Raw genomic sequence first — 12,264 nt, forward strand, 5'->3', positions numbered from 1 at the left:
ATGGGTGCCGGCGTTGACCCGTATCGACACCTCGGTCCGCCAGGGCCGGTGCCCGTCCATGTCAGACCGTGGACCAGCCCGGTGTGCCGGGAAGCTGTGCCAACACCGTGCGGGCCGCGACTGCTCGGCGCGGAACGGCTCGCGCGGCGGGCGCTGGTCGCCGGGTCCTCGCAGGGCTTCGACGCCCTCGGCCTGCCGCGGGCCGTGCTCGAGACCATCCGACAGGTGCTCGTTCAGGAGTCGAGAATGATGAATTCCTCAGTCCGTCCTTATTGCGCTGTCAAGCCGCGCATCGTGCGTCCCCTCCCCGAGGGGGTGGTGGACGTCAGACAGCGACTCGTACGGTTGATGGCCCAGAAATGGGTCAACGGGACAGTGCTCCGCTACGCGTTCCGGGAGGGGCCCGAGCCTCAGCGCCACGCCGTGCGGAGCGCGTTCCAGGAGTGGAAGAACCTGGGGATCGGTCTCGGGTTCCAGGAGGTGGAGGAGCCGGGGGAGGCGGAGGTCAGGATCTCCTTCGACCAGGCCGACGGGTCGTGGTCCTACGTGGGCCGGGACGTCCTGACCATCGGCACCCAGGACGCGACCATGAACTTCGGCTGGGACCTGACCGATGAGTACGGGCGCACGACGGCGTTGCACGAGATCGGCCACACGATGGGCCTGCCGCACGAGCATCAGAACCCGTTCGCCGGCATCGTGTGGGACGAAGCGAGGGTCTATGAGTTCTTCGCCGAGGCCCCCAACCACTGGTCCCCGGAGACGACGCACCACAACGTCCTGCGCAAACTGGGACAGGACGAGGTGGAGGGCTCGACCTGGGATCCCGACTCGGTGATGCAGTACGCCTTCCCCGAGGGACTCATCAAGGAGCCCGCCCGCTACCAGCCGGGCATCAGCCCCCCGGGCGGCCTCTCGACCAAGGACCAGCAATGGGTGCGGAAGTTCTACCCGGTCCTGCCGGACCTGCTCCCGACGCTCGAACCGTTCCGGTCCACGCCGCTGACCCTCGCTCCGGGGCAGCAGGCGGACCTCGAGATCACCCCCGACGTGTCGCGGAAGTACCAGATCGCCACTTTCGGGACGGCCGACACCACCTTGGTGCTCTTCGAGGAGGTCGCCGGAGAGCTGCGCTTCCTCGCCGGCGACGACGACAGCGGGGAGGAACGCAACTCCGCTGTGTCGGCGAAGCTCTTCCGGGGGAGGCGGTACGTCGTCCGCGTCAGACTCGCCTGGGCAGGACAGTCGGGAGACACCGCCATCATGTGCTGGTAGCCCGCAGATGGTCTCCTCGATCGCACGAGCGGCGGCCCCTTCGCCCAGCACCCCACCCGGCCACCGCCGGGTCCTCGCGGGACCGGTGTCGGAGACCCCGGAACCTTGACGGCCTCCGGACCGGCCACGACACTTTGAGAGGTGGACGCACAGCTGGACCTCCAGCAGCTCCCTCGGAGCACCGCCCAGCGGGTCGACCCGACTCCGCCGGCGGTCCCGAACGCCGTGTCCGCGCCCCCGAGCGCCGGCACGATCTCGATCACCCGCGGCGTCCGTCGTGATTGCCTCGACGTCCCACCCCGGACGGTGGACGACGCCCTCCGGATGCCGGCCGGCGCCACGTCGCGGCCGGCGGCATCCGCCGACCACGTGCTGCCCGTTGACGAGTCCGGGCCGACCACCCGGAGCGATGCCTCTGCTGCGCGACCGGCCCCGGGCCGGTACCGCCATCCTGGAAGGAAGACCCATGTCCCAGATCTCTGATGCTCCCGTGCACGGCAGCGAGAGCGAGAACCCGGCGATCGACGCACCCACACCCAAGACCGGTCAGCCGCGGACCGTCCAGGACTGGTGGCCCAACCAGCTGGACCTGAACGTCCTGCGGAAGCACTCGACCACGACCGACCCGCTGGGCCCCGACTTCGACTACGCGAGCGAGTTCGCGACGCTCGACGTCGAGGAGCTCAAGCGGGACCTCGTCGAGCTCATGACCACCTCGCAGGACTGGTGGCCCGCCGACTTCGGGCACTACGGGGGGTTGTTCATCCGGATGAGCTGGCACTCGGCCGGAACGTACCGGATCGCGGACGGCCGTGGCGGTGCCGGGGAGGGCGCCCAGCGGTTCGCCCCGCTCAACAGCTGGCCGGACAACGCCAACCTGGACAAGGCCCGGCGCCTGCTGTGGCCGGTCAAGCAGAAGTACGGCCGGAAGATCTCGTGGGCCGACCTGCTGGTGCTCGCCGGGAACGTGGCGCTGGAGTCGATGGGCTTCAGGACCTTCGGCTTCGGCTTCGGGCGCGAGGACGTGTGGGAGCCCGAGGAGATGTTCTGGGGCCCGGAGGACTCCTGGCTCGGTGATGAGCGCTACGGCGGCGACCGCGAGCTCTCGGGTTCGCTGGCCGCGGTGCAGATGGGGCTGATCTACGTCAATCCCGAGGGCCCGAACGGCAACCCCGACCCGCTCGCCTCCGCCCGGGACATCCGCGAGACGTTCCGCCGCATGGCGATGAACGACGAGGAGACGGTCGCGCTGATCGCCGGCGGGCACTCCTTCGGCAAGACCCACGGGGCCGGGCCCGCCGACCACGTGGGCCCCGAGCCCGAGGCCTGCCCGGTCACGGGCCAGGGCCTGGGCTGGAGGAGCAGCTACGGGACGGGCAAGGGCCCGGACACCATCACCAGTGGTCTGGAGGTGACCTGGACCAGCACCCCGACCCGATGGGGCAACGGCTTCTTCGGCAACCTCTTCGGCCACGAGTGGGAGCTGACCGAGAGCCCCGCCGGGGCGCACCAGTGGGTCGCCAAGGACACCGAGGAGAGTGTCCCGGACGCCTTCGACCCGGAGCGGAAGCACCGGCCGACGATGCTCACGACCGATATCGCGCTCCGGGTCGATCCGGAGTACGAGAAGATCTCCCGACGCTTCCACGAGCACCCGGACGAGTTCGCCGAGGCGTTCGCCAAGGCTTGGTACAAGCTGCTGCACCGCGACATGGGCCCGGTCACGCGCTACCTGGGGCCGTGGGTGCCGGAACCGCAGCTGTGGCAGGACCCGGTCCCGGCGGTCGACCACGACCTGGTCGAGGACGACGACGTCGCGGCCCTGAAGGAGGCTCTCCTCGGCTCGGGACTGACCGTGGCGCAGCTGGCGTCCACCGCGTGGGCCTCGGCGGCCAGCTTCCGGGGCACCGACAACCGAGGCGGGGCCAACGGTGCCCGCATCCGCCTCGAGCCGCAGCGGCACTGGGAGGTGAACGAGCCGGAGCAGCTGCCCGAGGTGCTGCGCGTCCTCGAGCAGGTCCAGCAGGACTTCAACGGCGCCCGGTCCGATAACACGAGGATCTCGCTGGCCGACCTGATCGTCCTCGGCGGCTGCGCGGCCGTCGAGCAGGCGGCCCGGAACGCCGGGCACCCGGTCCAGGTCCCGTTCCGGCCCGGCCGCACGGACGCCACCCAGGAGCAGACCGACATCGAGTCCTTCGCCGTGCTCGAGCCGCAGGCCGACGGCTTCCGGAACTTCGCGAAGTCCGACGTGCGGCTCTCGCCCGAGACCCTGCTGCTCGACCGCGCCTACATGCTCAACCTCACCGCCCCCGAGATGACCGTCCTGGTCGGCGGTCTGCGGAGCCTGGGCGCGAACCACGGCCAGTCGGCGCACGGTGTCCTCACCGACCGCCAGGAGGCACTGACCAACGACTTCTTCGTCAACCTGCTCGCCGCCGGCACGGAGTGGCGGGCGTCCGAGGATGCGGAGGAGGTCTTCGAGATCCGCGATCTCGCCACGGACGAGCTCCGCTGGACGGCCACCGCGGCCGATCTGGTCTTCGGCTCGCACTCCCAGCTGCGGGCGATCTCGGAGGTCTACGCCGGCGACGACGCCCGGGAGAAGTTCGTGCGCGACTTCGCAGCCGCGTGGGTCAAGGTCATGGAACTCGACCGGTTCGACCTGCGCTGACGGCACCGGCTCCGGAAGGTGGGCCGCACCAGGTGCTGAGCGCGGCCTCGAGTCCTGAGGTGTTCCCGTCGCCCACCCAGGCGACGTGCCCGTCCGGCCGGACCAGCACGGCGGTGGGGGCGGGGACGGGCCCGAGCACCGGCAGCTCCCAGCTGCCGTGGTGCGCGGCGACGACCAGGGGGACGCGGTCCGCCCAGCCGCCGACGTCGACGCCGCCGGGCGTGCCGAGGTCGAGCAGCACCGGCCGGGCCTCGTGCAGCAGGGTGAAGACCCGCGTCGGTCCACCGGCCGTGCGGAGGTCGAGGTCCGGCATGCGCCGCCCGAGCAGCGGGTGTCCCGCACCGAGGTCGTAGTGGATGTCCAGACCGGACAGCATCGCCGCGTACCACCGGCGCGGCTCGTCCATGCGCAGCAGCTCGGCGACGGTCTCGCCCACGGCCCGGCTGCGGTCGTCGGGCCGGCGCAGCGCGACCTGCGCCATCGTGAGGCGCAGCACGCGGGCCGCCACCGGGTGGCGCTCGGCGTGGTAGCTGTCCAGAAGGCTCTCCGGTGCTGTCCCCTCGACCACCTGGCCCAGTTTCCAGCCCAGGTTCACCGCGTCCTGCACGCCGGTGTTGAGGCCCTGCCCGCCGTCCGGGGCGTGCACGTGCGCCGCGTCGCCGGCGAGCAGGACCCGTCCGTCCCGGTAGGACGCCGCCTGCCGGGTCATGTCGGTGAACCGTGTGATCCAGGTGGGGCTGTGGACCCCGTAGTCCGTCCCGTGCACGGCGACGAGCGCCTCGCTGAGGTCCTCCAGGGTGGGCTCGCGGCCGGGCCCGACGTGGCGCTCGGTCACCATGACGCCCACCGGCCCACCGTCCTGGGGCGGGCGGAAGGCATGCTTTCCGACGGCGTCCTGGTGGATGCCCCACTCCGGCGCCTCGGTCAGCTCCACCTCGGCGAGCAGGCTGCTCGTCGTCGGGTCCCACCCGGGGAATCCGATGCCCGCGGACTTGCGGATCCGGCTCCGTCCTCCGTCGCACCCGACGAGGTACTGCGCCCGCAGCGGCCGGCCGTCCGCCAGCTCGACGTCGACGCCCGTGCCGTCCCGGACGATGCCCGTCACCTCGTGCCCGTAGCGGACCGGCACCCCGAGCTCGCGGACCCAGCCGGCCAGGAGCCGCTCGATGTGGTTCTGCCACAGCGCGAGACCGTAGGGATGGCGGGTGGGGAAGTCGCTGATGTCCAGGGGGACACCGGCGAACCCGGCGACCTGGGCGGTCGTTCCCGCCGCGAGGAACCGGTCGGCGATGCCGCGCTGGTCGAGGACCTCGATGGTCCGCGAGTGCAGCCCACCGGCACGCGACCCGACGAGGTCCTGGCCGGCCCGCCGCTCGACGACGACGACGTCGGCCCCCGCCAGTGCCAGCTCGCCCGCCAGCACCAGTCCTGTCGGCCCTGCGCCGACAACCACCACCGCATGCTCGTCCATTCTCTCCGCCTCCGTCCGCAGGCCCCGATCCCAGCCCGAGCATTCTGCGGCGCGCCGGGGGTCTTGCCGCAAGCCCCCCGGAGCGCTGTAGGTTGGAAATGCAGGCGGGACATGATGACCGCACCGAGGGCCGGCAGATCTGCTGCGCCCTGGCGCACCCGGAGCTCATGGAGCTGCCGGCCTCGGCCGAGACGTTGCCGGTGGCCACCGGCTCCCGGGACACGCTGACTCCCACCTGCGGCGTTCCCGGGGAGGACCGGCGCCAGGAGGCGCACCCAGCCGCCCGGCGACCGCTCCGGATGTCGTCCGCCGGGCGGTACCCTGACTGGGTGGTCGAGCAGAGCGTGTGGATGCAGAAGGTGCGGGCGGATCCCGGGCACTCGTCGTGGTACGTCGAGCGGTTCCGGGCCCTCGCGGCCGCCGGTGAGGACATCGTGGGGGAGGCACGGCTGATCGAGGCCATGGTCCCGCCCGGGTCGCGGATCCTCGACGCCGGGTGCGGTCCCGGTCGGCTGGGCGGTCACCTGCACCGCCGCGGGCACACCGTCGTCGGGGTCGACGTCGACCCGGCCCTGGTCGCCGCCGCCCGGGAGGACCACCCCGGTCCCCGGTGGCTCGTGGGGGACCTGGCGGAGCTGGACCTGCCCGCCCAGGGCGTCCCGGAGCCCTTCGACGCCGTGGTGTGCGCCGGCAACGTGATGGCCTTCCTGGCCCCCAGCACGCGCACCGAGGTGCTCCGCCGCTTCCGCCGGCACCTGGCCGCCGACGGGCGGGCGGCCGTGGGCTTCGGAGCCGGCCGCGGCTACCCGTTCCCGGAGTTCCTGCAGGACGCCGAGCGGGCCGGGCTCGTGCCGGACCTGCTGCTGTCCACCTGGGACCTGCGCCCGTTCCGGGCGGACAGCGACTTCCTCGTGGCCGTGCTGCGGACCGCCGGGCAGCCCTGATCCCGCCGGCCCCTCGGCGGGACCAGGTTCAGCGAGTAGCGTGGTGGGTGTGAGCACCGCACCCCTGTCCACCGTCACCCTCGAGAGCAGCTTCGCCCAGGAGCTGGGGGAGCTGTCCGTGCCCTGGCGGGCCGACGACGTCCCCGACCCCCGGCTGCTGGTCCTCAACGAACCCCTCGCCGCCGAGCTGGGGCTGGACCCGGAGTGGCTCCGGAGCGCGGAGGGCGCACGCCTGCTGGTCGGCAACCTCGTGCCGGCCGGGGCGACGCCGGTGGCGCAGGCCTACTCCGGGCACCAGTTCGGCTCGTTCTCCCCGCGCCTCGGCGACGGCCGCGCCCTCCTGCTGGGCGAGTTCGTGGACGCCGCCGGCCGCCGCCGGGACCTGCACCTCAAGGGCTCCGGGCGGACGCCCTTCGCGCGCGGCGGCGACGGTCTCGCCGCGGTGGGACCCATGCTGCGCGAGTACATCCTGAGCGAGGCGATGCACGCGCTCGGCGTCCCCACGACCCGGTCCCTCTCGGTGGTGGCCACGGGGCGGCAGGTGCGCCGCGAGACCCTGCTGCCGGGGGCCGTGCTCGCCCGGGTGGCGAGCAGCCACCTGCGCGTGGGCAGCTTCCAGTACGCCCGTGCCACGGGCGACCCCGACCTCCTGCGCCGGCTCGCCGACCACGCCATCAGCCGTCACCACCCCGAGGCCGCCGGCGCCGAGCACCCGTACCTCGCGCTGTTCGAGGCGGTGGTCGCCGCCCAGGCCTCGCTCGTGGCCCGGTGGATGCTGCTGGGGTTCGTGCACGGGGTGATGAACACCGACAACACGACCATCTCGGGCGAGACCATCGACTACGGGCCGTGCGCGTTCCTGGACGCCTTCGACCCGGCCGCGGTCTTCAGCTCGATCGACCACGGCGGACGCTACTCCTACCGGAACCAGCCGGTCGCCGCGCAGTGGAACCTCGCCCGGCTCGCGGAGGCCCTGCTCCCGCTGCTCGACGAGGACCAGGACCGGGCGGTGTCCCTGGCGGAGGGAGCGCTCGAGGCGTTCCCGCAGCAGTACAGCGCGGCCTGGGCCGCGGGGATGCGGTCCAAGCTCGGTCTGCCGGGGGACCTCGACGACGAGGTCGCCTCGACCCTGGTCGATGACGTGCTCGTGCTGCTCCAGCAGAACCACGTCGACTGGACCTCGTTCTTCCGAGCCCTGGGCGGGACCGCCCGCACCGGCGCGCACGCCGCGCGCGACCTGGTCCTCGACCTGCCGGCGTTCGACGCCTGGGCCGAGCGTTGGCGCGCCGTGGGCCCGGACCCCGAGGTGATGGACCGCGTGAATCCCGTCCACATCCCCCGCAACCACCTCGTCGAGGAGGCCCTCGCCTCCGCCGTCGACGGCGACCTCGACCCGCTGGGGCGACTCCTGGAGGCGGTGACCGCCCCCTACGAGGAGCGTCCCGGCCTGGAGCGCTACGCCGCCGGCCCCCCGGACGACTTCGGCGCCTACACGACCTACTGCGGGACCTGAGGCGCCCGCCCCCTGAGCGCCCGGCGGCCCCGTGCGCCGTCGGGCTCTTCCGGGCCTATCCGTGCAGGGTGCGCGCCGGGTTCTCGCCGTAGGCCTGCCGGTGACGGCGGGCGAAGTCCCCGGCGTGGGGAAAGCCCCAGCGCAGGGCGATGGCGCGCACCGTCTCACCACCGGCCGGGGTGCCGCGGACCAGGTCCTGGTGGGCGGCAGCCAGCCGCAGACCGCGCAGGTAGGCCGCGGGGGTGATCCCTGTCTGGGCGCGGAACGCCCCGGCGAGCTCGACCGTGCTCAGACCCACGTGGCGGGCGACGTCCTCGACCGTGATCGGCAGCGACAGGGACGCGTGCATGAACTCGACGGCCTGCCGGTGGGCGCTCTGCCGGGCGGCGACCGAGATCCGCCGGGTCCTCGGGTCGCCGGAGAGGCGGAACGTCTCCAGCGTGGCCACCGACATCCGGCGCAGCAGATCCGCCCGCAGCAGGGGGACCGTGGCGATCGCGGGATCGGTGAGGACCCCGTGGGCGAAGTCGAAGGTGTCGGCCCAGTACTTCGCGTGCGCGGGGGACGCGGGCCGGGGATGGTCGAAGGCGACCTCGAGACCCTGGTCGCCGTGGACGGCGCGGGCAGTGTCCTGCAGGGCGGGCAGGTGCAGGTTCAGGGTGTCGACCTCCAGGAACTCCAGCTCGGCCCGGTAGTCCTCGTGCGGCTGGATGACCATCAGACCGGTGCCGCGCCGGCCGTCGACCTCCCAGCGGTGGGCGCCGGTGCGGCGCCGGACCACCGTGAGCGTGTCCTCCAGGACCAGGTTGACCCGTCCACGGCCCCCGAAGTGGAATCGCCCCAGGCTCAGTTCGGCGTCCCCGTCCACGTCCTGGCGGTAGGCGAACGCGGGGTCGTCGCGAGGCGTGCGGATCTCTGCCCCCGCGTACGTCTGCCGGAGCCTGTCGCTGGCGACCTCGGGGTCGGTGGTCGCCACGCGCAGGCGGATGGGCAGCGGGTCCGCCACGTCGTTCCTCCCGGAGCTCCGGTGCGACGCTGTCATGCGTGCAGGGTGGTGGACGGGGCCTGACCGAAGGTGTCCCGGTAGGCGGCGGCGAACCGTCCGCGGTGGGCGAAGCCCCACCGGGCGGCGATGGCCTCCACCGTCGCCCCGGTGGTCGGGTCGGCGGCCAGCAGATCGCGGTGGACGGCCTCGAGCCGGGCGGAGCGCAGATAGGCGAACGGCGTGGTGTGCAGCTCGCGCCGGAACGCCGCTTGCACCCCGCGGGGGCTCAGCCTCGCGGCCGCGGCGATCTCCGGCAGCCCGATGTCCTCGCTCAGGTGGGCGTCGATGAACGAGACGGCCCGCCGCAGCGCCGCCGGGCGGGGGGCGGGAGCATCGGACACCGGCGGGTCCTGGAGGAAGGTGTTCGGGAAGGTGTGCAGCAGCGCGGTGATCAGGGACCGGGTCATCTCGTTCCGGACCAGGGGACTGCTCATCACCTGGGTATTGGGCAGCAGGTCGCGCCGCAGGTGGGACACGGTGCTCGACCAGTACCGGGCCATGACCGGGCTCACGGGGCGGGTGCCGGTGAACTGCAGACGGAAGGAGTCCGCTCCCAGCAGCTGCCTGGCCTGCTCCGCCACCGCGGCGCCGTCCACGGAGACGCTGAACAGATCGAGGTCCGCCCAGTAGCTGGTGCACGGGAGCTGGGGGAACAGGAACGGGCCACGGCGCGGGAAGCGGTCGAGGCCGCCGGTGGTGCTCAGCACGCCGTCCAGCACATGACCGATCCGGACCACCTCGGCGTCCTCGGTGGTTCCCCGGACGGAGGATCCGCCCAGCCTCAGCCGGCCGTAGCTCGCCGGTCCTGCGCCGGTCGAGGAGAGGGACATGGAGAAGTCCCCGTCCGTGATCCACTGCACATCACGGAGGGCGTAGACCTCGCCCAGCTTGGCCAGGGCCTGGGCCGGGTCGCGGGTGGTGAAGACCGCCCGTCGCACAGTGTCCCCCATGCTTGGCAGGATACGCCGCACGGGCCGCCGTCGACACCCGGGCGACCCGTGCGAGTGCCGGTCACCCGCCGATGCGCTCCCCGGTCACGCTGTCCACGGTGCCGTTCTCGATGCCCGTGCACTGCGCGACACCGGCCTCCGTCACCGGATCGTAGTTGATGCAGAAGGCGTCGTAGTAGGGCACCCCGCTCTGCCAGGCAGCCAGGGCCTCCTCGTAGGTGAACTTCTCCGGGAAGGGCACCGCCCCCACGTCCGTGTTCACCTGCACCTGGCAGGTCCCGGGACCGCCCGGGGCGAAGGCCAGGAGCTGGCCGACGGTGTCGACGACGTCGATCCGGTCCTGGCCGGTGCCCATCGAGGACTGGTAGGCCCGGCAGATCTCGACGGCCACGGCGCGGTCGTTCACGTCCGCGGTGAGCCGGTGCACGACACCGCCGCCCGGGGCCTCCTGCTGCTCGATCCTGGACACGGTCCCGGCGTACGGCTGTCCCTCGGGCGTCGCGGAGAAGGCGGACCACGCATCGGCGGGAACGGGATCCGCGGGCGCGGCCTCGGGCTGCGACGGGGAGTCCTCGCCCGGCTCCTCGCCCGGCTCCTCGTCCGTCTCTTCTGTCGGATCCGCTGTCGGCTCCGGGGTCGACTCGGGGGCCGGCTCCGGCGTCGTCGCCGAGGCGGTGGCCGACGGGGAGGGCGAGGTCCGGGCGGCGGGGGTGTCCTCCTGGGCCGGGGGGTCGCCGGCGCAGCCGGCCAGGGCGAGACCGGACGCGAGGAACAGACTGGTGACGACGGCCTTCGTGCTCATGGGGTGCCTCTGCTTCGCTGGGGGGCGGGGTTCCCACTGTAGGCGGCCCGCGCGGCGAACCCGGGTTGCCCGCCGGAGAGTTGCCCACCCAAGAGGGGTCAGACGGGGAGGGGGGCGCCGTGCCACGATGCGGAGGGCATGCCGTCGAACAGTGAAGGGGGCCGCTGTGCCGCACCAGATGACGCTGATGTTCCTCAACATCGCGCTGACCCTCGTCCTCGCCGTGTCGTGCTATCTGCACCTGGACGGCGGACGGTGGTGGTTCCCCTGCCTGTGGTTCGTGGGCATGGCCGCGGGGTCCCTGTGGGACGCGCTGCCGCACCGCCGCGCGGCGGAGTTCGCAGGCCGCGCCGGCGGGCGGCCCGCCTGGCAGGGCTGAGCGCGGCGGGGCGCCCGTCCCGGACCGGCAGCGGCCGTGGAAGCAGGGGCCCAGCGGGTGGTGTCCGTCGTCCGGTCCTCGTCCTGCTGTCGTCCTACTCGCACGCGACGCCGTCGCCGTCACGGTCCATCGCGTCCCGGTAGCCGGGCGCCCCGCGTAGCAGCGGGGCGGCGCCGGCCTCCCGGGCGGCCGTGCAGTTGGCGTAGTGCACGTCTACGGGGGCGGGAGCAGGGGCCGGGGCGGGCTCCGGAGCCGTCCCGGTGCCCCCGGGGATGTCGCCGAACGGGGTGCCGCCGGGCAGCTGCTGGTCGGGGCAGTCGGAGAGCACCTCGGCCATGGCGGTCTTCTCCGGGGCGGTGACCCAGAGGTCGTAGCGGGACTTCACCGCGATCTGGACGGCCACCATCTCGCAGGCGAAGGCCCGGTTCGGGGGCAGCCACCGGGAGGCGTCCTTGTCGGACTTCGACCCGTTGGTCGGGCCGTCGACCGCCAGCAGGTTCAGCGGGTCGTTGGCGAGGGCCACGCGGTCGGCCGGGGAGAGCCGGCGCGCCCCGGTCACCCAGGCGTTGCCGAGCGAGACCACATGGTCCACCTGGACGTCGTCGGAGGTCGCGACCCCGCGCACGAAGTCGACGGTCGCCCCGGTGTAGGGGTCGGCGAGGGTGCCGGTGTCGACCCTGCACCCGTCGGTGGAGGTGATGCCGGTCAGGTCCCGGGCCAGGACCTCGTTGCGGGAGTCCTCGCAGTCGCCGTCGGCGTCGATCCACCCGCCGAACAGGCGCTCACGGTCGTAGTCGGACATGGTCCCGGCTGCGGCGACCGGCAGGTCCTCCAGGGCGAGGAACGCCCCTGAGGGCGGGGCCACGGCGCGGACGGGGGTCTCCGACGGCTCCGGAGCCGCGGTGACCGTGGTGACCGACCCGGGGGTCCTCGAGGGCGTGGGCGAGGCAGTGCTGCTCGTTGTGGTGCTCGGGGACGGGGTGGCGGGCACCGTCGTCACCGTCCCCGGGACGGGGCCGGGATCGGCGACCGGGTCGGTGGACGCGGTGCTGGACGCGCAACCGGCGACCAGGCCGATCGCCAGGGTGAGGTGCAGCGGCACGGACGCGATCCACGTGCCCACGGCGAAACCGCGGCGGGACGCCGGATCCGTCCCCGGCGCGGGGAAGGAGGAGGGGGTGCTGCTCATGGTGCTCCTGGGGGAATGAGGG

At 73.1% G+C, this 12,264-nt stretch carries 10 protein-coding genes; 5 read left to right on the forward strand and 5 right to left on the reverse strand.

The window, feature by feature from the left end; all coding sequences use genetic code 11:
* Positions 1 to 348 precede the first annotated feature (348 nt).
* A complete protein-coding gene (locus tag ACFYE3_RS03845) occupies positions 349 to 1,275 on the forward strand; it encodes a M12 family metallopeptidase (RefSeq protein ID WP_387606186.1) in 927 nt (308 codons plus the stop codon).
* Positions 1,276 to 1,741: 466 nt separating this feature from the next.
* Entirely contained in the window at positions 1,742 to 3,949 is a 2,208-nt protein-coding gene (gene katG / locus ACFYE3_RS03850; protein ID WP_387606188.1) for a catalase/peroxidase HPI, read from the forward strand.
* On the opposite strand, the gene ACFYE3_RS03855 is transcribed toward katG, so the two are convergent.
* Positions 3,918 to 5,420, reverse strand: coding sequence for an FAD-dependent monooxygenase (locus tag ACFYE3_RS03855; RefSeq protein ID WP_387606189.1), 1,503 nt, complete (start codon positions 5,418 to 5,420; stop codon positions 3,918 to 3,920). The two genes, katG and ACFYE3_RS03855, sit on opposite strands and share 32 nt — an antisense overlap.
* A gap of 350 nt (positions 5,421 to 5,770) precedes the next feature.
* On the opposite strand from ACFYE3_RS03855, the gene ACFYE3_RS03860 reads away from it, so the two are divergent.
* Both ACFYE3_RS03860 and ACFYE3_RS03865 read left to right on the forward strand, forming a co-directional pair.
* Positions 5,771 to 6,364 (forward strand): class I SAM-dependent methyltransferase, encoded by a 594-nt coding sequence (locus tag ACFYE3_RS03860; RefSeq protein WP_387606986.1) that lies wholly within the window; start codon positions 5,771 to 5,773, stop codon positions 6,362 to 6,364.
* Between the two features lie 49 nt (positions 6,365 to 6,413).
* A complete protein-coding gene (locus tag ACFYE3_RS03865; protein WP_387606191.1) occupies positions 6,414 to 7,877 on the forward strand; it encodes a protein adenylyltransferase SelO in 1,464 nt (487 codons plus the stop codon).
* 55 nt (positions 7,878 to 7,932) lie between these two features.
* Here ACFYE3_RS03865 and ACFYE3_RS03870 read toward each other — a convergent pair whose 3' ends face one another.
* From ACFYE3_RS03870 to ACFYE3_RS03880, 3 genes are all read right to left on the reverse strand, one after another.
* Positions 7,933 to 8,919 (reverse strand): helix-turn-helix transcriptional regulator, encoded by a 987-nt coding sequence (locus ACFYE3_RS03870; protein WP_387606194.1) that lies wholly within the window; start codon positions 8,917 to 8,919, stop codon positions 7,933 to 7,935.
* The gene (locus ACFYE3_RS03875) at positions 8,916 to 9,872 is read right to left on the reverse strand and encodes an AraC family transcriptional regulator (protein WP_387606195.1); all 957 of its coding nucleotides are present in this window, start codon (positions 9,870 to 9,872) and stop codon (positions 8,916 to 8,918) included. The genes ACFYE3_RS03870 and ACFYE3_RS03875 overlap by 4 nt, the downstream gene beginning before the upstream one ends.
* Positions 9,873 to 9,933: 61 nt before the next feature.
* Positions 9,934 to 10,674 carry a hypothetical protein gene (locus ACFYE3_RS03880; protein WP_387606196.1) on the reverse strand — a complete coding sequence of 247 codons (741 nt, stop codon included), beginning with the start codon at positions 10,672 to 10,674 and terminating at the stop codon, positions 9,934 to 9,936.
* 166 nt (positions 10,675 to 10,840) lie between these two features.
* Here ACFYE3_RS03880 and ACFYE3_RS03885 point away from each other — a divergent pair, with 166 nt between their 5' ends.
* Positions 10,841 to 11,053, forward strand: coding sequence for a hypothetical protein (locus tag ACFYE3_RS03885; protein WP_387606199.1), 213 nt, complete (start codon positions 10,841 to 10,843; stop codon positions 11,051 to 11,053).
* Positions 11,054 to 11,147: 94 nt separating this feature from the next.
* On the opposite strand, the gene ACFYE3_RS03890 is transcribed toward ACFYE3_RS03885, so the two are convergent.
* A complete protein-coding gene (locus ACFYE3_RS03890; protein ID WP_387606202.1) occupies positions 11,148 to 12,242 on the reverse strand; it encodes an excalibur calcium-binding domain-containing protein in 1,095 nt (364 codons plus the stop codon).
* Between the last annotated feature and the right edge of the window lie 22 nt (positions 12,243 to 12,264).

The sequence above is a fragment of the Kocuria arenosa genome, assembly GCF_042879215.1.
Lineage (GTDB): Bacteria > Actinomycetota > Actinomycetes > Actinomycetales > Micrococcaceae > Kocuria > Kocuria arenosa.